General features: G+C 47.1%; 11 protein-coding genes and 1 tRNA gene. 9 read left to right on the forward strand and 3 right to left on the reverse strand.

The annotated features are described in order from the left end of the window. Window positions 1-68: 68 nt before the first annotated feature. A complete protein-coding gene (locus ACLHR0_RS28470; protein WP_370909935.1) occupies window positions 69-1,652 on the reverse strand; it encodes a peptide chain release factor 3 in 1,584 nt (527 codons plus the stop codon). A 102-nt stretch (window positions 1,653-1,754) separates the two neighbouring features. On the opposite strand from ACLHR0_RS28470, the gene ACLHR0_RS28475 reads away from it, so the two are divergent. The 5 genes from ACLHR0_RS28475 (at window position 1,755) to ACLHR0_RS28495 (ending at window position 9,965) form a co-directional block, all read left to right on the forward strand. Beyond that, window positions 1,755-3,008 carry an ABC transporter permease gene (locus ACLHR0_RS28475; RefSeq protein ID WP_429047260.1) on the forward strand — a complete coding sequence of 418 codons (1,254 nt, stop codon included), beginning with the start codon at window positions 1,755-1,757 and terminating at the stop codon, window positions 3,006-3,008. Between the two features lie 78 nt (window positions 3,009-3,086). Further along, window positions 3,087-4,091, forward strand: a complete 1,005-nt coding sequence (gene tsaD, locus ACLHR0_RS28480; protein ID WP_429047262.1) for a tRNA (adenosine(37)-N6)-threonylcarbamoyltransferase complex transferase subunit TsaD — start codon at window positions 3,087-3,089, stop codon at window positions 4,089-4,091. A 180-nt stretch (window positions 4,092-4,271) separates the two neighbouring features. Beyond that, complete coding sequence (locus tag ACLHR0_RS28485; RefSeq protein ID WP_436491197.1) at window positions 4,272-6,407, forward strand: alpha-L-fucosidase; 2,136 nt, start codon at window positions 4,272-4,274, stop codon at window positions 6,405-6,407. 2 nt (window positions 6,408-6,409) lie between these two features. Further along, on the forward strand, window positions 6,410-7,132 hold the full coding sequence (locus ACLHR0_RS28490) for a tRNA1(Val) (adenine(37)-N6)-methyltransferase (protein ID WP_436491199.1): 723 nt from the start codon (window positions 6,410-6,412) through the stop codon (window positions 7,130-7,132). 34 nt (window positions 7,133-7,166) lie between these two features. After that, a complete protein-coding gene (locus ACLHR0_RS28495) occupies window positions 7,167-9,965 on the forward strand; it encodes a gliding motility-associated C-terminal domain-containing protein (RefSeq protein WP_436491201.1) in 2,799 nt (932 codons plus the stop codon). Here the strand turns inward: ACLHR0_RS28495 and ACLHR0_RS28500 are convergent. Next, window positions 9,960-11,174, reverse strand: coding sequence for an NAD(P)-dependent oxidoreductase (locus ACLHR0_RS28500; protein ID WP_436491202.1), 1,215 nt, complete (start codon window positions 11,172-11,174; stop codon window positions 9,960-9,962). The two genes, ACLHR0_RS28495 and ACLHR0_RS28500, sit on opposite strands and share 6 nt — an antisense overlap. Window positions 11,175-11,338: 164 nt before the next feature. On the opposite strand from ACLHR0_RS28500, the gene ACLHR0_RS28505 reads away from it, so the two are divergent. Both ACLHR0_RS28505 and ACLHR0_RS28510 read left to right on the forward strand, forming a co-directional pair. Further along, window positions 11,339-11,422, forward strand: a tRNA-Leu gene (locus ACLHR0_RS28505). A gap of 322 nt (window positions 11,423-11,744) precedes the next feature. Continuing rightward, window positions 11,745-12,152, forward strand: coding sequence for a hypothetical protein (locus tag ACLHR0_RS28510; protein WP_436491204.1), 408 nt, complete (start codon window positions 11,745-11,747; stop codon window positions 12,150-12,152). 153 nt (window positions 12,153-12,305) lie between these two features. Here ACLHR0_RS28510 and ACLHR0_RS28515 read toward each other — a convergent pair whose 3' ends face one another. Further along, the gene (locus ACLHR0_RS28515; RefSeq protein ID WP_436491206.1) at window positions 12,306-12,917 is read right to left on the reverse strand and encodes a DUF6630 family protein; all 612 of its coding nucleotides are present in this window, start codon (window positions 12,915-12,917) and stop codon (window positions 12,306-12,308) included. A gap of 611 nt (window positions 12,918-13,528) precedes the next feature. On the opposite strand from ACLHR0_RS28515, the gene ACLHR0_RS28520 reads away from it, so the two are divergent. Then, the gene (locus ACLHR0_RS28520) at window positions 13,529-17,671 is read left to right on the forward strand and encodes a hybrid sensor histidine kinase/response regulator transcription factor (protein ID WP_436491208.1); all 4,143 of its coding nucleotides are present in this window, start codon (window positions 13,529-13,531) and stop codon (window positions 17,669-17,671) included. 313 nt (window positions 17,672-17,984) lie between these two features. Beyond that, a complete protein-coding gene (locus ACLHR0_RS28525; RefSeq protein ID WP_436491209.1) occupies window positions 17,985-21,161 on the forward strand; it encodes a SusC/RagA family TonB-linked outer membrane protein in 3,177 nt (1,058 codons plus the stop codon). Window positions 21,162-21,197: the final 36 nt, after the last annotated feature.

Below are 21,197 nucleotides of genomic sequence, written 5' to 3' on the forward strand. Positions count from 1 at the left end.
CGTAATCAACATAATCAGCGTAATCCTGCTCCAAGACAAAAGGCGCCGAAGGCGCCGCCCTCCCTCCGCTACTTATGAATCTCCGATGTGAAGTTGAATTGAATGTCAGGGTTGTTGGTGCGCTCGGTGTTAAGGTACCATTCCGATTGCGCCAGGTATACGATATGGCCGTCCTTGTCCTCCACGATGTTGGAGGATTTGAAGCGGATGAATTCCTCGATTTTCTCTTTCGGACCGGTGAGCCAGCAGGCCTTGTAGAAAGGCAGGGTATTGAACTGGCAGGCGGCGCCATATTCCTGGAGCAGGCGGTACTGGATTACTTCGAACTGCAGGTCGCCCACACAGCCGATGATTTTGCGGTTGCCACCGTGCTGCGTAAATAACTGTGCCACGCCTTCGTCTGTAAGCTGGCGGATACCTTTTTCCAGCTGTTTTGTTTTCAGTGGATCTTTGTTCACCAGTTCCTTAAACAGTTCAGGAGAGAAGCTTGGGATACCGGTGATGTAAAAGTTTTCACCTTCCGTAAGGGTGTCGCCGATCTTGAAGTTGCCGGTATCAAACAGCCCTACCACGTCGCCGGGGTAGGCATCGTCTACTACGTTCTTTTCGCGGGCGAGGAAGCTGTAAGGGTTGCTGAACCTAACGTCTTTGTCTAAACGAACATGGTGATAGAATTTATTCCTTTCGAATTTACCGGAGCAAACGCGGAGGAAGGCGATACGGTCGCGGTGACGCGGATCGAGGTTAGCATGGATTTTAAAAATGAATCCACTGAACTTATCTTCGTTTACGTCTACTTCGCGGGTGGTAGCGGTGCGGTTACGCGGAATGGGCGCGATGTCCACAAAGGTATCCAGCAGGTCTTTCACGCCGAAGTTGTTGACGGCGCTGCCAAAGAAAACGGGCGCCAGTTTACCGGCGAGGTACTCTTCCCTGTTGAAGGTATCGTACACGCCTTCGATCAGTTCCACGTCGCCACGCAGCTGTGCGGCATCTTTTTCATTGAAGTGTTCATCGATGTAGCTGCTGCTGAGATCTGTGAGCGGTACTACGTCTTCGTCTGTTGCTTTCTTGTTGGGAAGGAAGGCCACGAGGCTTTTATCGTACAGGTTGTAAACGCCTTTGAAGTCGCTGCCCATATTGATAGGCCAGCTGAGGGGTCTTACCCGGATGTTAAGTTTTTCTTCCAGTTCATCCAGGAGGTCGAACGGGTATTTACCATCGCGGTCCATTTTGTTGACGAAGATGATCACGGGCGTATCGCGCATGCGGCATACTTCCATGAGTCTTTCCGTTTGTTCTTCCACTCCTTTCACGCAGTCGATCACCAGTACCACGCTGTCTACGGCAGTCAGCGTACGATAGGTATCTTCCGCAAAGTCCTTGTGACCGGGGGTATCCAGGAGGTTAACGAGGATATCGCGGTATTCGAAGGTCATAACGGAAGTGGCTACGGAGATACCTCTTTGCCTTTCAATTTCCATGAAATCCGAAGTGGTGTGCTTCTTTATTTTATTGGACTTCACCGCACCGGCTGTTTGAATAGCGCCGCCAAACAGGAGGAATTTCTCTGTCAGCGTAGTTTTACCGGCATCCGGGTGAGCGATGATAGCAAAGGATTTTCTTTTACTGATTTCGTTAGCGTACTTCATAAATATCCGAAAAATGGCAGCAAAGGTAACTAAATTTTTTGTCCGGCTATATTTCGTGTTTATTGGCGCTGCCCGTGCCGATAAATCCGCTAAATTTGGAATATGATAGCAACCCTTAAAATATTATGGAATAGTTTCAAAATGGCGATGCAGGAGCTGCGGGTAAATAAGCTGCGCACTTTTTTATCGTTGTTTGGAATTACCATTGGCATCTTCTGTATCATCGCGGTATTTACGCTCACCGGTAGCCTGGAACACAATATCAGAAAGGATCTGGCTGACCTGGGCGACGATGTGGTATATATGCAGAAGTGGCCCTGGGGCGGTAATGGGGAATATCCGTGGTGGAAATATATGAACCGTCCGGAGCCGGAGTATAAGGACCTGAAACCTATACAGGATAAGGTGCAGAGCGCCAGTTTTGCTTCATTTAATTTTGAATCGGGCAATAAGAAGGTGGAATATGGGGATGATTATATGGATGGCGTGACGATGATGGCGGTGACGAACGACTTTGACCAGATACAGACCTTACAGATCCTGGACGGCCGTTTCTTTGCCAACAGTGAAAGTAACAGCGGCACCAATGTGGCGATCCTGGGCTTTACTATCTGGGATGGACTTTTCCCTTCGCCGGAAGCGGCTATGGGCAAGGTGGTGAAAGTAGCGGGGAGGGATGTAAAGATCATCGGGGTGTTGAAGAAGAAGGGAGAAAGCATGATTGGCGGGATCGGGTACGACAATGCCATTATACTGCCTTACCGGTTTGCCCGTACGGTAGTGGATGAGCGCCGGTTTGCGGACCCATATATCCTGATAAAGGCCAAACCCGGTGTAAGTATGGATCAGCTGAAAGATGAGCTGAAAGGGGTGGTGCGCGCGTCTCACCGGTTAAGGCCGAAGGAAGAGGATGATTTTTCATTGAATGAAATCAGTACCGCCAACGACAGTTTGAACGCGATGTTTGCTGCGATCAATATGGGTGGGGGAATGATTGCCATCTTTGCGCTGATAGTGGGGGCTTTTGGTATTGCCAATATTATGTTTGTAACCGTAAAGGAGCGCACCAACATCATAGGGCTGAAAAAAGCCATAGGAGCGCGACGGGGCATTATCCTGATGGAGTTTTTGCTGGAAGCGGTGAGTTTGTGTTTGTTGGGAGGAACTTTTGGCTTGCTGCTGGTTTATCTTCTTACAGTAATTATTAATCTGTCTGGTACCTTTGAGATGGTGCTGTCTGCGGGTTCTGTGATATTCGGGTTGAGCATATCTGCCCTGGTAGGGTTGCTGGCAGGCTTTATTCCTGCTTATACGGCCAGCAAGCTGGATCCGGTGGTAGCCATCCGCAGCAACTAAACAGGCATACGTAACAGGCAACAGCTTAGCTGTTGTACAGGCGGGGTTTTCCCGCCTTTTTTATTAATTTTGCGCCTTATGTCGGTTAAAATATTAGCTATAGAGTCGTCCTGTGATGATACAGGAGCAGCAGTCATTGTAGACGGGCAGGTGTTATCCAATCATATTGCCGGTCAGAAGGTACATGAGCAATACGGGGGCGTGGTGCCGGAGCTGGCTTCCCGCGCGCACCAGGAGAACATAGTGCCTGTAGTGGATATTGCGCTGAGAACCGCAGGTGTGAAGCGGGAGGAGCTAAGTGCGATTGCTTTTACCCAATCGCCCGGATTGATCGGTTCACTGCTGGTAGGCAGTTGCTTTGCCAAATCGATGGCGATGGCGCTGGATATTCCCCTGATAGGCGTGCATCATATGCAGGCGCATGTACTGGCTAACTTTATAGATGATCCCAAGCCGGACTTTCCTTTTTTATGCTTAACCGTGTCTGGTGGTCATACCCAGATCGTTTTATGTGAAAGTCCGCTTAGCATGCGGGTAATTGGTGAAACGCTGGATGATGCTGCCGGAGAGGCTTTTGATAAAAGTGCCAAAATATTGGGTTTGCCCTATCCCGGCGGCCCGTTGATAGATAAATATGCGCAGACGGGCAATCCGGCGCGCTTTAAGTTCCCCGAGCCCCGGATACCCGGTCTGAACTTCAGTTTCAGCGGATTAAAAACGGCTATTCTTTATTTCCTGCAGGAGAACCAGCAGAAAGATCCTGCCTTTATTGCGCAAAACCTGCCTGATATCTGTGCCTCCATCCAGCACCGTATTGTGAGTATATTACTGAACAAGGTGGTGAAGGCAGCTGAAGAAACAGGTATCCGCGATATTGCCATTGCCGGCGGCGTGAGCGCCAACAGTGGTTTGCGCACTGCTTTAACGGAATATGGCCGGCAACACCAATGGCGGACATTTATTCCCAAATTCGAATATTGTACAGATAATGCGGGTATGATTGCCATTACAGCTTACTATAAATACCTGGCGGGTGACTTTGCGTCACTGGATGCGGTGCCTACTGCGAGAGCCGCTTTTTAATTTCATTAACAAGGTTGGCTAAAAACGAACTGCTAATTGCTAAAATCCTATTCTAAATCAATAGTATATCGGTTTAGCTTTAAGTCGTGCTTTAGGATCGCCTTCGGCGATGTTAAATTGTCTTGGAGCAGGATTACGCTGATTGTACTGATTTATTGATTTTTACATTACTTATTATCTATGAAGAGAATTTTTAGCATTTTACTGGCACTTATTGCGGTGGGAAAGTTTGCGGTAGCACAGGAACCTGTGGCGCAAACGGAGTGGAAGAATCAGAAGTATTCCATGTTTATACACTGGGGCGCTATTTATTCCACGCTGGGAGGCGTTTGGGAGGGTAAGCCCGTTACGAAGGGATATAGTGAACAGATACAGGCGCATGCCGGTATTTACAGTGATACGTATGGAGACGTGGCCAAACAGTTTCACCCCGAACAATGGAATGCTGACTCAATTGTGCGGCTGGCAAAGGCGGCGGGTATGAAATCGGTGGTAATGACTTCCAAGCATCATGATGGTTTTTGCATGTTTCATACTGCGTATACAGATTATAATGTAGTGGATGCAACGCCTTTCAAACGGGATGTGCTGAAAGAATTATCGGATGCGTGCCACAGGCATGGGTTGAAGTTCGGGATGTATTTTTCTTTGATCGACTGGCATTTTCCACAGGCGTATCCTATTTCCAGCAGTAATAGCGATCCTATTACCCCCGAGCATCATGAATTCAATAAGAAGCAGGTAACGGAGCTGATGACCAACTATGGCCCGGTATCCGAGATCTGGTTTGATATGGGATCACTGACAGCGCATCAAAGCAGGGACCTTGCTGATATTGTGCATCGTTTGCAGCCGGGTTGTATGGTGAGTGGCCGTTTGGGAAATGATGCCGGTGATTTTTGTGTAATGGGAGATAACCAGTATCCTGACTATAAGATTGCTTCCGCATGGCAAACGCCTGCTTCCGTGTATGATGAAACATGGGGCTATCGCAGCTGGCAGGAGCATGGCAAGGCGGAAGACAAGGCGCATGAAAAACTGGAGGGGCTGATTAAAGTGGTAAGCCGTGGCGGAAACTACCTGCTGAATATTGGCCCGCGTGGCGACGGTTCGGTGGTGGACTTTGAAAAAGAGGTGCTGCTGTTAAACGGCGCCTGGCTGAAACTCAATGGTGAAGCTATTTACAGCGCTGCTGCCAACCCGTTTGATACTACCTTCGCCTGGGGCGAAGTGACTACGAAGCCCGGAAAATTGTATCTGCATTTACTGCAGCAGCCGGAACATGGCACTATTATCTTACCAGGACTGAACAGTAAGATCAGCCAGGTAACCTTATTGAGCAATGGAAAGAAAGTACCCGTTAAAATATCTGCCAAAGATGGTAACACCTATCTCCGGTTACCCGCAGATTTTAAGCTCGCAGATAAAGACATTGCGGTGCTGGCAGTTGCCTGCAAAGGACCTGTAGCGATTACACCGGTTCACTTATTACATCATGCTACGCGTTTGAGCAGGGATAATGCTACGCCGTTATTCAGCTTCTCCGGTATTGATTATGAAAGCTATTACCGCAGTGAGGTGGGTGAGTCGTGGGCATTTACCACACCGCGCCCTGCTGCGTTGGAGCTGGTGTATAGCGATGCAGAGAAAGGCAAACGAATTTTGCTGACACTGAATGGCAGCACCAGGGAAGTGTTGCTGGATGGTGGTGTTACCAGTCCGCTGAAAAATGATCCGGCTTCCCTGCAGTGGGGACCAATGTACAGCGCGGGTCCTTTCTGGTCCGGTATTGATGGCACGCATGGAAGTGTGAAAGATATTGATCCGTCCAAACCCTGGCCCAATAAGGATAATGCTGCGTGGACACTGCACAGTGACTGGAAGAATGATGCACCTATTACATTAACCGCAGATAAAAGTGTGGCCAGTTATATTTTACAGGAGATCACGGCGCCGAAAGCCGGTGATTACCTGGTAGGTTTTAATAGCGGAGATGGTATTGCAGTATATCTGAACGGGGAAGAGCAGTTATTGCACAATAACCCGGAAAGGGGAGGTACGCAATCGGAAGTGTTATTATTATCTTTGAAAGAAGGAAAGAATCAGCTGGTGGCCAAATTCTACAATCGCTTTGCAAAGCAGGCAGTAGTGGGCATCAGCCGTAATGTACCACAGGTGTTATATGTTCAGCAGTTGCCGCAACGTACAGGCGGCAGCGGTAAAGTAGAAAACTGCGTGATCAGGCAGGCCAACCCGGTATCTGTGCACCGTAATTTACGGATGCCTAACCTGGCGGTGGTGTTAGATTCAAAATAAAGATGGCAAATACATTTTTTAAATTTAAACAGTTTACGGTTCACCAGGGGCATTGCGCCATGAAAGTTTGTACAGATGCCTGTATACAAGGGGCTTTCACAGCGCAGTACCTGGCGGACAACGATATAACGGCGCCGGCTATACTGGATTTAGGCGCCGGTACCGGCCTGCTGAGTCTTATGCTGGCGCAGCAGGTAGATGCTGAAATCACAGCGGTGGAACTGGACGCCGGAGCCGCTCACCAGGCCATAGAGAATTTTGAAGAATCGCCCTGGGCGAACCGTTTAACCCTAACCCGGCAGGATATACGAAAACTGGATGGGTTAGTGAAGTATGACTTTATTATCAGCAATCCACCCTTTTATGAGCGTGCGTTGAAGAGTGGGCAGGCGGAGAAAGACCAGGCCATGCATGCCACCAACCTGAGCTACCAGGAATTGATTGCGGCAGTGGACCAGCAATTGGCGGCGTCGGGAGAGTTGTCGGTGTTGCTGCCTTATACTGCTTTTGAAGGTTTCCGGGTATTGGCGCTGGCAGCAGGGTTTCATTTGAAGCAGGCGTTGTATATCCGGCAGAGTGTGAACCATGGCTTTTTCCGGACCGTGGGTATTTTTTCGAGGAAGCCGGTGAATACTGTGATCAGCGAACTTTCCGTGTATGATGCGGAGCGTGTATATACGCCTGGATTTATCGCCTTATTACGGCCATATTATTTATACCTGTAGATTTTTTGTATTTTGGCACTCTATTTATCCTGATATGCTTCGAGTAGCCAGAATTTGTTTGGTGTTTTTATTGTTGCCCGTTATTGTGCATGCCCAGAAAGAGATCAATATCTGGTACTTTGGATATAATGCCGGGCTTAACTTCAACACTACCCCTGCCACCGTTCTTACTGATGGACGAACTTACACCCGCGAAGGGGTAGCCACCATTTGTGATGGCGCCACCGGGAAATTACTTTTTTATACAGAGGGATCTACCGTTTGGAATGCCCAACATGGCATTATGCCCAATGGAACTGGTCTCATGGGCGACCCATCCAGTGTGCAGTCGGGTATTGCCGTACCATTTCCGGGACATCCGGGGCAGTATTACCTGTTTACTACAATGACCAATAAAGGGTTCCGTTATAATATACTGGATATGGCGCTGGATAACGGTAAAGGTGATATCATTCCTTCCACCAAGAATACCCCGTTGCTGAGTAATAGTCAGAGTACGGAGAAAATGGCGGCTACCCGGCATTGTAACGGGAGGGACTATTGGGTAGTAACGCATTCCGCCAATAGCGCAACCTTTCATGTATACCTGCTTTCCCCCGCCGGATTATCTGCTGCCACTACTTATACAACTGGTGCAGTTATTCATCCGGGAGGCTGGGAAGAAACCGGTCATATCAAGTTTTCGCCTGACGGCGGCACTATGGTGCATTCCCTGGGATCTATCCGTCAGGGCGCCATGAGCGTAGTAGATTTGCTGAAGTTTAATAACAGCACAGGCGTGATCAGTCCTCCTTTTGCTTCGCTCAATATTATTTTCCCACTTGGTATTGAATTTACTATCAGCGGGAAGCTGCTGTATGTAGTGAGCATGAACTATCTGAATTGGGGTAAGTTATACCAGTATGATTTGACGGCGCCCAACATCAATGCTTCCCAGCAAACAATAGTCACCAATACGGATGATATCCAGATGGGCGGACTTCAGATGGGGCCTGACGGGCATATTTATATGGGGTATGAGCAGGGATACTACGGGGGATACCGGTATGTGGGTATGATCCATAACCCGGAGGTGAGGGGTGTAGGTTGTAATTTTGAACGGGATGCGATAGATATGGAGCCTCCCGGCACCGGGCAACACAGAACTTCTGTATCTTTTCCCACATTTGTAAATAGCTTTCTTTATTTTCCTGCGGACTTTACTGCATCGGACCTCTGTAGTCGTAGCCCTGTTTTCAGGCTGAATAATGAAGTAGATGTAACGAGTATATTGTGGGATTTTGGAGATGGAACTACTTCTGCCGACCTGTCGCCCCGGCATACATATGCCATCGAAAAAAAATATACCGTAAAAGTAAAGGTAACGCGTCGATGCAGTACTGATGAGAAAATACAGGATATCATCCTTGGCAGTAAGACAGAGGAAAGTGTTGCAAAAAGTATTTGCAGTAACGTCACTTATACGCTGCCGGATGGCAGGGAAGTGAGTACCGCCGGCGTTTACGTTAGTACGCTGAAAAGATTGAGCAATGGTTGCGACAGCATTATTAATACTACCTTAAAAATATTGCCGGTATATCAGTTGACGGAGAAAGTGACTATCTGCAGTGGACAGGAGTACCAGTTGCCTGATGGAAGAAAGGTAAACAGTTCCGGCAGCTATACATCTTCCCTGAAAACTTACCAGGGCTGCGATAGTATCATTACCACTGAGCTGTATGTGCCGGAGAAGAACTATCTGCAGGATGCTGTTATTTGTGAGGGAGATAATTACCGCTTACCGGATGGGAAGGTGGTGACCGCTGCAGGCTCCTATAATAGTATTCTTACGTCCTCGTTGGGCTGCGACAGCATTATTATCACAACATTGGTAGTAAATCCCGTTTATGCTGCCGCGGAATCCATTAGCATTTGCGATGGCGATACTTACCGCTTGCCGGATGGCCGGACTGTAAGTGTTACAGGACAGTATACTTCCCGTTTCAAGAGTGATAAAGGATGTGACAGTCTTATTGTTACCGATCTGCAAATGCTACCCCGTTATAATATTGCGAAGACAGCTATTACCTGTGAGGGAGAACCTTATATATTACCGGACGGGCGGTCAGTGAGGGTTTCCGGTACGTATGTATCTTCGTTCGCTTCTTATCATGGATGTGATAGCATTATTACCACCCGGCTTACTGTAATGCCTGTTTACAGCCAGGAAAAATATGATACCATTTGCAATGGACAATTTTATACGTTGCCTGACGGCAGAAGTGTGAGCAGTACCGGGCGTTATGTGAGCGCATTGTTTACTACCAGTGGCTGCGATAGTACGGTTATTGTGTACCTGGCATTAAAAGAGAAGCCGCAGGTAACGCTTGTCCCTGAAGTGTGCTTGTTTTCCGGCCGGCCAACCGTTATAACGTTGGTTCCGGGATACGACAAATATGAATGGCAGAGCGGATTTTCCGGGAATGTTTACGCCATCCGTTACCCGGGTATTTACCGGGTGGCTGTTTCCAATGAATGCGGTGTGGTTAACCTGCAAACGTTGGTGAAGGAATGTGCTTCTGACTTGTATGTCCCTAATGCATTTACGCCGAATGGTGATGGGCTGAATGATGTGTTCAGGCTTCGTCAGCCGAACGGACAGGTATTGCTGGAGTTTAGGATATTTGACCGTTGGGGCGTGGAAATATTTTCCACGACTAACCTGTTGCAGGGATGGGATGGTACATATAAAGGGCAGTTGCAACCGGTGGGAGCCTATGTATATTTCATCCGTTATAAGAACATTGATGGGATAGAAAAACAGCTGAAAGGCGCTGTTAACCTGTTGCTATAGCGCTCCTTTTGCATAGTCTTCGAGGTAAGCATACCTTTCGGTTAGTTTGCCATTAGCGACGATCGTTGCATTACTGATCATCTCGCTGTTTGTTTGCAGTAGCTCATCAAAAACATATTTCATCAGCTGGTCCCCGAAATACTGCGAGGCATCCCGAGGCAGTTCGTTGGGGAGATTGCTTACGCACATCATGTCTACCGTTCCGGGGAGATAGGGTTCTGTTTGTTCCATCTTATCTTTTGTAACGCCGTACACGGGGCTTTCGATAGTACTGTCGCCGAGGTTGCAGGGAATGGAGCCGTTGGTATCGTCTGTGATATCGGCGATGACCTGTATGCGGAAGTTTTCTTTTTTCAGATCATCTGGCTGGAAGAGCGGCGGGATTTTCTGGTCCCAGTAGATCCCGTTCATGAGTATATCACTTACGGTCACATAGGGAAGGAAGCGGCATTCGTATGCTTCCGGATGTGCGTGGAAGTCGGCCCGGCTGTATGTTTTATCATCTTTCCGCAGATAGAGTTCGCCTGCTTTTAGTTGAGTATATACCGGGTATGAATAGGTATTGATCAGGTATTCTTCCGGCGGAAGATATTTAATGCCGAGCAGGCCCATGATTTCCAGTGCGCCGGCGGCTACGCGTCCGGAGCCGGTGATTACTATTTTCAGCGGAGGCAGTTTGATGCCGAAGTAATGATTGATGAGTTCCTGGAAGTCGTGGCACGTGTGCACTCTTTTAAAATGAAAGGACTGTGTTTTTTCCCCGTATGCCATCAGGCCGTTATGCGCGCCTACGATACCTGCAAAGAAGCCGAAGCCCAGGATTCGTTGTCCGTCGGGGTGTACGAGGCATTCATAATCTATCAGTGTGATATTTTTTTCCAGGATGGTTTGCAGCATGTGTTGATTATGCGGCTGTTTCTTTTTGGTGTGGCTGAAGAAGAGGTATGTTTTTCCTGCGATCAGTTCATCGGTGGGAACTTCTTTGATGCCCAGCAGGGTGGTGCAGTGGGAGAGGTCCTCCTGCAGCGGGACGCCTGCTTTTTCGTATTCATCGTCTTTGAAGCATCGTAACGGGGATGGTTGTACGTAGATTTGTACCTGTGGAAAATGTTGCATGATCCATTGGCATTGTTTGGGTGTAAAAGCTACCCTGTTATCATGCGGGTGTTTTTCTTCCCTGATAAGTCCGATGTGTATCTTGTTTTCCATCTTTGAATTTAGGGTATTTTAGTCATTTGTGAACTCCTGAAACGCCCTGTTTATGCGGGGTGCGAAATTTTTATATACAAAAATGTAAAAATTATTTGCAGATTAAATAAGAGTTTCTATATTTGCATCCCGCAATTGACGCGGCGAAGTTCATTAGTAAGATTGCCCAGATGGCGGAATTGGTAGACGCGCTAGACTCAAAATCTTGTTTTCGAAAGGGAGTGCAGGTTCGATTCCTGTTCTGGGCACCCAAAAGGCTTGTAAGTAATTGACTTACAAGCCTTTTTTATGAGTGTCAAATTTCCCGGCTAGCAACCTTCAATACAGCATTTGCTGAACGTTAAGCACGCACTTTAACTTCGCCTAACTAAAACATCGCAATTGAACTAAAGTGGTCATTTAAACTTTTCAGTTAGTATTGTCCAATTTTTTGCCAGAAATAATTTCTCTTCACACGGTGTCTGCTCATTACCGGTATAATACTACTGCCGGTACTCATAAAGGCGATTGTGCGCATCATAAACTTGTTCAACCATTAGTCGCCAGCTTTCGTTATAATGGTTAAATTATATGAGGTCGCAAACCGGACCGGTCATGCACAGCGTGTTAACGATAGACTCGGGGAAAACGCAATATTTTATATGGAACGGTACTAAAAAGATGCTGACCTTTAAATTAACCCTGTCGGACACAGTTGGCTTTGAGGGATTTGACTTCCAATCCTATCATTTACCGCAGATCCAGGCGTATGCTGCGCCTGTTCCAAATGATAACCCGCTGAAAACGCATTTGGATTCGGCTGTCCACTACGGCACCATCGACTTTATGCTTACACATCATTTAGTAGGCCTGTCGATCGGCGTGGTTAGCAACGGTCATAAACATTTTTACAATTATGGTACCGTGGAGAAAGGCAAAACTCAGCTGCCCACTTCGCGCACTGGGCTTCCGCAGTTACTGCGCCGTCTTGCCCGATAAAAAGACCGGTATGATCTGGCTCTCAAACCGGTCAGACCTTGCCGACGATGAAATCGCAGTAATGGTCGATCAGATATTGTCTGCCGCTAAGCAATAGTCTAAATTCGGATTGATCTATCCAAAGGGTGGATATGGCTTTTGGGGCTTGTTCAATTAAATATAATCCTTGATAACCTGAAATGAGGAGTTGCCTTCTTCATCAAAAATCTGTTTCCCGCAATCCTGACACACATCGTCGGTTATCTTTTCGCCCCGTTTTACCTGCCAGATATTCATACTGCCACAGTCGCAGTTCACGGTATAAAGCACCTCGCCACTTAAACTGCCGAATGCAGTAAATCTCCAGACAGGATCTGATTGCTTTTTCAATCCGGCAGCATCACTTTGCTTTATCAAACCAATATAGTAACTGTCATTCCCGATATCTAATAAAACAACCGTTAAACCGGTCTTTTTTTGTTGTGCCTGAAAACTTTTCAACAGGAGGGGTACGCTGTCTCCGGCATTGATACTTTCCTTCCTGACAGCATCTCTTAGTTTACCATATGGAGTTTCAATGTCAATACTTGTTCCGGGTAACAGGACCGCTGCCCTGCCCTGAAGGAATTTGCCGATCTGGAACTCGTGTTCTTCTCCCTTCCAATCCACCTGTAGCAATATGCCGTGATCCAACAGATAGGCGAGTAAATCCTCATGGCTGGTAAACGATTGCTGTACCATAGCCTCCTGTTCTTTAAGATCCATGAGCAATTGACTGGATTTCATATTCATATTGTTATGCGCTTTTTTTTTGTTGTGTCAGTCTTTCCCCTTCCTGAACTCAGGTCTATTTTAATTCATTTTTTGCGTCGGGGCTAATCATTTTAAACTGTTCTATATCCTCACCATGCGACAGGATAATTGATTCTGTATACATGACTTTTCTTAAACAGGTAAATAGATTATAAAGGCGCATCAAGGTAACCTATAAGGGATGCTGAATACAGCAATATACTAATTGTTTCGAAATGAATCAAGTTGTTTTCAAACAAGGGATAAATGTCTTCAGGTGGTACTGTTATGGGTTTCAAAGCTGCAAGAATTGCCGCCTGGCACATCATCGACATGATTAATTGGGTTATATCTTAGCGCACGGAAAGAAACAGTTCCCCGGTTCCAACATCCTCCTCACGGCGACGGTCATCACCCCAATATCACCTCAAAATAAAAAATTGTCATTTTGACAATAATTACTATTATGCACTCTGAATGATGAGAATAGACCTTAATCATGTAGGACATGGGGTAAATTCGTAGTTCAGCCAGTCAACCAGGTCATAATAAGAAGATAGAAGGAATTGTCGGTAATTCTTGTGTACTATTTTCAATTTCACGGGATGAGAAAATTTGTAATGCACTGTTTGCTGCTTATTGCAGCAACGTTCCACACACCGGGTTCCCAGGCCCGGGATAATCGTTATCATGTTATATCATACCTGGGCATAGAACAGGGTTTATCGAATAACGCTGTGCGCTGTGTGTTCCAGGATCACAAAGGATTTATGTGGTTTGGCACCTATGATGGGCTGAACAGGTACGATGGTAACGTATTTAAGGTATTCCGCAACAGGTTCAACGACAGCAGTTCACTGGTAAATAACTGGGTATTCACGATTAACGAGGATTTGCAGTATAAACTGTGGATAGGCACGCGTCAGGGACTTAACATATACGATCAGGTAACCGGGAAATTCAGCAGTGTACGTTACCAGGTAACCGGTACAACAAGATATGAGCCGATCACGGCAGTTGTGCGCGATATTAAAAAAGATGCGAAAGGAAATATGTTGATTGGGACAGAGGGACTCGGCCTGCTGTTTTGCCCCGCCGGAACCTATACTGCTATACCGTTGCCATTGGATGCTGATGGGGTGCGCCTCGTTTCATATGATGCAGGAGCCATTGAGGTGGCCGCTAACGGCGATGTATGGTTGTTTGTGCAGGGGAAAGGATTGTGCCGCATGGATAAAAGCGCTGCCCGGGTTAGTTTGATTAACGGAACTAATCCGACGGGCGACTGTATAAAAGCCGACAGGGACCTGCTTTGGATAGGTACACCAAATGGACTGCAGAAATACTCCATTCCCGATAACCAATACCAGGAGAGCTATACGGAAGAAAACGGAAAACTCTCTTACAACAAAGTATCCGGCCTGTTCCTCGACAAATGCGGCAAGCTGTGGATTGCCACTAATGGAGGAGGCATAAATATCATTCATACAAAAGACGGAACGGTAGCGGAGAGCATCCCCTCGGGCAATAGCAACTATACGCTTGCAAGTGGCTCAGTAAGCGCAATTTATGAAGATGCGGATGGTAGAAAGTGGATCGGAACACTAAGGGGAGGCGTTAACATCATTGATCCTAAAAAAGACAGGTTTCAGTCTTTCCTCCACGACCCACTAAACAAGAACAGTCTTGTCAGCAATTTCATTTTCACCTTCTGCGAAGAGGGCGACGGAACCATCTGGGTAGGTACAGATGGTGGTGGGCTAAGCAGGTGGCAGCGAAAAGCAGGATTGTTCACTAACTTCGTTCATCAGGCAGGTGTACCTGCATCTCTCAGCGATAATTTTGTAACAAATGTGCGATGCGACAATGAGCAGCATATCTGGGTTTCTACTTTCTGGGGAGGCATCAACCGGTTTGACAAAAAAACAAATAGCTTCCGGCATTACCGCCTGTTTTATAATAACACCCAAAAAGAGAGTAAAACTGTTTACCTGTATAAAGACAACAAGAATACGCTATGGGCTGGAACCTTTGGCAGAGGTTCATTATATAAGGGCGCACTGTATAAATATGACAGGCAGCAGGATTCTTTCAGACTCTTTGACGACAGGATCAGGGATCTGTTTACGATGAACGAGGACCGGTCCGGGCAACTGTGGGCGGGGAATCTTCGCAGCCTGATAAAGATTGACCCTCAAAACAAAATGCATACCTCCTATACGCTGGGCAACCCGGTAAGAGCCATTCATGAAGACAGTAAAGGGCGTTTCTGGATCGGTACCGAAGGAGGAGGCCTGATTTTATTTGATCGTGCGCACGGTAAAATACTGGAACGCTATACTACCGCCGAAGGGCTTTGCAACAATGCAGTACTCAATATCCTGGAAGACGAAGCCGGAGACCTGTGGCTAAGTACTTTTTATGGCCTCTCCAGGTTCAATGCCACCCGGAAAAATTTTACCAATTTCTACCAGGGCGATGGCCTTTCCAGTAACCAGTTTAATTACAATGCAGCGCTACGGCTTAACTCGGGCGAATTGATGTTTGGAGGAATTAAAGGGCTGAACATCTTCCGGCCATCAAATATTATAGCATCAGGCGAAAAGCCCAGAATGCTTTTCACCGATATCCATATTAACAATATGCCTGTTGGGCAGCGACCAGGCTACATTGCCAAACGGCTGGGTGACGACATACGGAAAGTCCGGGTGCCCTACCGCGATGCCGTCTTTTCTTTCGACTTCACCGCGCTGGATTATTCTACTTCCGATAAGATCTCCTATGCCTACTATATGGATGGCTGGGATAAAAACTGGGTCCAGGCCGGGAATACAAGAACTGCCACCTATACACATCTTGCGGCGGGTCATTACACATTCCGGGTAAAAAGCACCAGCGCAGAAGGTCAGTGGATCAGTAACGAAATAAGCCTGGAGATAATAGTATTGCCTCCCTGGTATGACACCTGGTGGGCATATTTGCTATACCTGTTCATGGTACTGGCAGTGACGGCCATTTATATTACCTATAAAACAAAACAACGCAGGCTCAGGTACCAGGTTGCCATGGCAAATTTGAATACGGAGAAAGAAAGGGAACTCAATGAAAAGAAGATCGCCTTTTTTACCAACGTATCACATGAGTTCCGCACACCGCTCACGCTCATTATTAATCCTGTGAAGGACCTGATGACAGAGCAGGAGCCCGGCGGAAAGCACCATCGGGAGCTGACTACCATATACCGGAGTGCCCGCCGGCTGTTACGGTTGCTGGATCAATTGCTGTTGTTCAGGAAGGCAGACAGTGATATAGACCGGTTGAAGCCAGCCCGTTTTAATTTCACGGAATTATGCCAGGAGGTATTCCAGTACTTTGAACAGCAGGCCCAGTCGGCCAGTCAGCACTATTCATTTGTTTGCGAAAGCGAGGCGCTATGGATATCCGGTGACAGGGAGAAGCTGGAGATAGCGTTATTCAATTTGTTATCGAATGCCTTAAAATATACCCCTGCCGGTGGCAGCATTGAAATGAAACTCGTTTGTGCCGGCGACCAGGTGGAAATAACCATTGCGGACACTGGTTATGGAATATGTGCCGACAGCGCCCATCACGTATTTGAGAAGTTCTACAGGTCGGAGGGCAATGGTCATACACAACAACCGGGATTCGGTATTGGCCTGTACCTGGTAAAACAGTTTATAGCGCTGCACGGCGGCAACGTCAATTTTGAAAGCGAAGAGGGCAAGGGCACTGTCTTCAAAGTTGTTTTGCCCCGTAGTACAGAGGAGGTTTATCCCGACCCTCCCCATAGTGTTCCCGTTGACCGAACCAGTTTTTTGACCACAATGGCAGATGAAGAGCCCGAAGAAATACTGGACGGACCGTCTGACGAGGAAGCGACCGGTACCATAATAACGGCCAAACAAACCATGTTGATAGTAGATGATGACGCGGAGATACGCCAATACATTTCAGGCATGTTCCGCTCAGCATTTAACATAGAGGAAGCCGGCAATGGGAAAGAGGGCCTGGAAAAGGCAATAGCCATGCTACCGGACGTGGTGGTCAGCGATATCAGGATGGAGACGATGTCAGGGCTGGAGCTCTGCAAAGAAATCAAACAGCATGCATTGCTGAATCATATCCCGGTTATCCTGCTCACGGGCTCCTCCTCTGAAGAGGGAAAGCTGGAAAGCGCGGAAGTTGGCAGCGACTATTACATCACCAAGCCATTTGACAAGGAGTTGTTAGCGGCAGCTGTGCAGGGGGTACTGCAGATGAGGGATAACCTGCGTAATTATTTTCTGAACGAAGTGACTCTCCGTAAGAATGATTTTAAAGTGTCAGGTCAATATAAGGAGTTTGTCGAAAAATGTATTGCAATAGTGGAGGCTAACCTCGATAATGATGAATTCAATATAAAGGTACTGGCCAGGGAAATTGGCATGAGCCACTCTTCGGTTTATAAAAAGATCCGGCAGGTTTCCGGGGAGTCGCTGAGAGGGTTCGTACGTTTTATACGGCTCAGGAAGGCCGCTGAGCTGATGATAAATACAAGTCTGAATGTCAATGAAATAGGTTTCCAGGTCGGCATTAATGACGTTAAATTTTTCCGTGGACAGTTCAACAAGGTATTTGGCGTGAATCCTTCCGAATATATAAGGCGTTACCGGAAGGTATTCGAAGATAAATACAACCTTGAACAGACAGATACACGGAAAAAGAGGGCAGGTCGAAAGAAAGTCTGACCCCCGGATATGTTAACCCCGGTTACCCCTTCCCGGCAAATCCGCCCGGGGAGGGGTAAATTCTCCCTAAATTTCACACTACACCCCCCTTTTTATGCGAATACTCCCCCTTATAGTTGGGAGTGCTTGGTGTTTACTTTGCATACTGGCCAGTAATACTTATCAATCAAAATTGAATTTACCCGTTATGACAATCATTCTACGTTTTATGAATCACCAGCGTGATTTATCCCTGATTTTTTGTCAGTAAAAAACAGTACAAAAGCTTTATCAAGATTTATTATCCACGTTCAACGCCACTAAAAAAACTGGTATGCGTAAAATCAGACTATTACCAACATGTGCCGCCATCCTCGGAACAATGTTATTACTATTAATTGTAAACTCCTTGCCGGCACAGGTTAAAACCGGGAGAACCGTTTCCGGCAAAGTGGTAAATGCCGAAACGGGCGAGCCATTAATTGGCGCCACCATTTTGGTTAAAGGACTCAAGGTGGGAACAACCGCCGACCAAAATGGACTCTTCTCCCTGCCGGTATCCACCTCTTCCTCCACACTGACCGTAAGTTACCTGAATTTTGAAAAGCTGGAAGTGCCTGTCACAGCAGGTTTCCTGGATATAAAACTCAAGCCTGCCGGAAATATCGACGAAGTGATAGTCGTTGGCTATGCCAAACAAAAGAAGGCTACCCTCACTGGCGCGGTAGAACAGGTATCCGGCAAAATATTTGAAAGCCGGGCGGTCACCAACATCGCCCTGGCACTCCAGGGGCAAACGCCGGGCCTGCTGGTTACAAGAAGTTCTCCCCGCCCGGGCAACGAAGGGATTTCCATGCGTATCCGCGGCGCCTCCTCTGTAAATGGGAGTGATCCGCTGATTGTAGTAGATGGCGTGCCTGTTCTCAACAATTACTCTTTTCAGAACCTCAATCCGGATGATATTGAAAGTATCTCTGTGCTGAAAGATGGATCTGCGGCCATATACGGATCCCGTGCAGCCAATGGGGTGATACTTGTTACTACCAAAAGAGGCAAGGGCAAACTCAAAGTAGACTACAACGGCAATATGCGTTTCGTTACAAACGGTATCACCGGTTATTCACCCTCCATGCAGGAATATGCCACCATGTGGGTGGAAGCCAACAAAGAGGAAACCGTTCCCAACTGGTGGGTATGGGGCGAAGATAACGTGAAGAAAATGCAACAGGGCGTTGAAGGCGCGTATCCACTGTATGGTACCGAGTTCTATATATACAATGCCAACAGGATTAAGGAAATGTTTGCGCCAAGATATTCCTATCAGCATAATCTGAGTATTTCCAACAGTACAGAAAAGTCGTCCTATCGCCTGTCTTTCGGCTATGCAGATAACCAGGGTAATCTGGCTACCGCCTACGACGGACAGAAACAATACAACGCCAGGTTTAATTACGACTACAACCTGACAAAGGACCTGAAACTGGAAACCAATATCAGCCTGATCGATGCAAAAACCAGCGAGCCTGCTGTAGGATTGGATAATACCCTCTATGCATATGATATGCCGTTCTTCCCCGCAAAGAATCCCTATGGCAACTGGTTTGCTACCTTTAACGGTATCGATGGCGGCGCCAACAGGAATGCAGCAGCTATGAGCGCAGCCGGCGGGCGAAACAACAGGAATTCACTGACAGGCAGAGTGGATGTAAAGGCAACCTACCAGATCACAAAAGACCTGTCGATGGAAGGCCTGGTTTCTCTTCAGAACGAGCGGTTCAACCAGGAGCGTTACGTATTACCGGTGCAGTTATACAACTGGTATAACGTACCTACCGGTATTGGTCTTAACACAGGAGGAACCAATAATACTTATTATACCTATGCCTGGCAGGGTACCTACCAATACTATTCAGGATTACTGCGTTACGATAAAACCCTCGCCACGAAACACCATATTGCAGCAATGGCCGGTATCAACGCCGAAAAGAATAATGCACAGTGGGTGTCGGCCCAGCGTATAGGCTTTACCGATATGGGCGTGTATGACATCGGCCTGGCGTCTACCACCACCCAAACCAATTCGGGGTCTAAAAGTCTGAATGGCCGCTATTCTTATCTTGGCCGCCTCAATTATAACTATGCGGAAAAATACCTGTTGGAGTTAGTGGGAAGAAGAGATGGTAATTCCAGGTTTGCCCCCGGCTATAAATTCAAAAACTTTGGTACCGTGCAGTTGGGATGGGTATTTACCAACGAAGGTTTTATGGAAAGATTTAACTCCATTCTAAGTTTTGGTAAGATCCGTGCTACCTACGGCACCACCGGTAATGAAGCATCCGGGCTGGGTGCATTCGACTATTTGTCTACCGTCAATATCGGAACAACGGCATTGGGATCTCCCGTTACGCAGCAGCAGTCGACCGGACTTAATAATAATGGCCTGATCAGCTATAACAGAACATGGGAGAAAGTAAAGCAGCAGAATATCGGAGTGGACCTGAACTTCCTGTCCAACAGGCTGTCGACCAACGTAGATTACTTCGTAAAAGAAAATATCGGCATGCTGATAGACGTAACCTATCCCTCCGTGCTGGGTGGATCGGCTCCGAAAACGAACAGCGGCAGGTTCAAAACCAAAGGATGGGAGTTTATACTCTCGTGGAAAGACTCGAAAAAAGACTTCAGTTACAGTGCCACATTTAATATCAGCAATACCAATACAGTGGTTAGCGGCGTGGAAGGGAGAGATAGTTATGGCCCCGGAAGAAACGATATTGTGAATGGTTATCCGTATCAGTCGTGGTTCGTTTTCAAAACAGACGGTTACTTCCGCGATCAGGCTGATGTAGACGCTTATTATGCCGCCTATGGAGGCAGTACTTTGCTGGCGAATATGCCTCAGAACAATCAGGCGGTTGCATTGCGTCCCGGCGACACGAAAAGGGTAGATGTAGCCGGTACGAAAAATATTACCAACATCGGAAATGAAAAAAGTTCGCTGGTGTACGCAGGCGACGGCACACCTCATCTCACCTTTGGCCTTAACCTCGGCGCCTCCTGGAAAGGTATTGATATCTTCACCACTTTCCAGGGACAGCTTAAACAGAATATGATGCGTAATGGCTATATGGCTTATCCATTTGGCGCAGTATACACTAACCAGAACCCTGTATTCCTTGGTAAAACCTGGACCACCAGCAACCCGGAAGCGATGTACCCGCGTTTAACGGTGAATCCAACCCGTGCGGGCTGGAATTATGCCAATAATGATTTTATGCTGCAAAACAACCGTTATATCCGGTTGAAATCACTCATACTCGGTTATACGCTGCCACAACGATGGACTGAAAAAGCAAAACTGAACAGGGTCCGTGTATACTTCTCCGGTAACGACCTATGGGAATCGACTTCCATTAAAGACGGATTTGATCCTGAAATGGGAGAGGCTTCCATCAACAGTGGCTATCCATTCGGAAGAACCTGGTCCTTTGGTTTAAACCTGGGATTATAAGGTATTCATCTTTCATACTGGAACTTATAAAAACTG

The sequence above is a fragment of the Chitinophaga sp. ARDCPP14 genome, assembly GCF_051362515.1.
In the GTDB taxonomy this organism is placed as follows: Bacteria; Bacteroidota; Bacteroidia; order Chitinophagales; family Chitinophagaceae; genus Chitinophaga.

What these genes read in the sequence shown, in the direction of transcription:
- ACLHR0_RS28510 (WP_436491204.1), top strand. Translation starts at nt 11,745, where the DNA reads ATGAGGTCGCAAACCGGACCGGTCATGCACAGCGTGTTAACGATAGAC.
- ACLHR0_RS28525 (WP_436491209.1), top strand. Translation starts at nt 17,985, where the DNA reads ATGCGTAAAATCAGACTATTACCAACATGTGCCGCCATCCTCGGAACA.
- ACLHR0_RS28475 (WP_429047260.1), top strand. Translation starts at nt 1,755, where the DNA reads ATGATAGCAACCCTTAAAATATTATGGAATAGTTTCAAAATGGCGATG.
- tsaD (WP_429047262.1), top strand. Translation starts at nt 3,087, where the DNA reads ATGTCGGTTAAAATATTAGCTATAGAGTCGTCCTGTGATGATACAGGA.
- ACLHR0_RS28490 (WP_436491199.1), top strand. Translation starts at nt 6,410, where the DNA reads ATGGCAAATACATTTTTTAAATTTAAACAGTTTACGGTTCACCAGGGG.
- ACLHR0_RS28500 (WP_436491202.1), bottom strand. Translation starts at nt 11,174, where the DNA reads ATGGAAAACAAGATACACATCGGACTTATCAGGGAAGAAAAACACCCG.
- ACLHR0_RS28495 (WP_436491201.1), top strand. Translation starts at nt 7,167, where the DNA reads ATGCTTCGAGTAGCCAGAATTTGTTTGGTGTTTTTATTGTTGCCCGTT.
- ACLHR0_RS28470 (WP_370909935.1), bottom strand. Translation starts at nt 1,652, where the DNA reads ATGAAGTACGCTAACGAAATCAGTAAAAGAAAATCCTTTGCTATCATC.
- ACLHR0_RS28485 (WP_436491197.1), top strand. Translation starts at nt 4,272, where the DNA reads ATGAAGAGAATTTTTAGCATTTTACTGGCACTTATTGCGGTGGGAAAG.
- ACLHR0_RS28515 (WP_436491206.1), bottom strand. Translation starts at nt 12,917, where the DNA reads ATGAAATCCAGTCAATTGCTCATGGATCTTAAAGAACAGGAGGCTATG.
- ACLHR0_RS28520 (WP_436491208.1), top strand. Translation starts at nt 13,529, where the DNA reads ATGAGAAAATTTGTAATGCACTGTTTGCTGCTTATTGCAGCAACGTTC.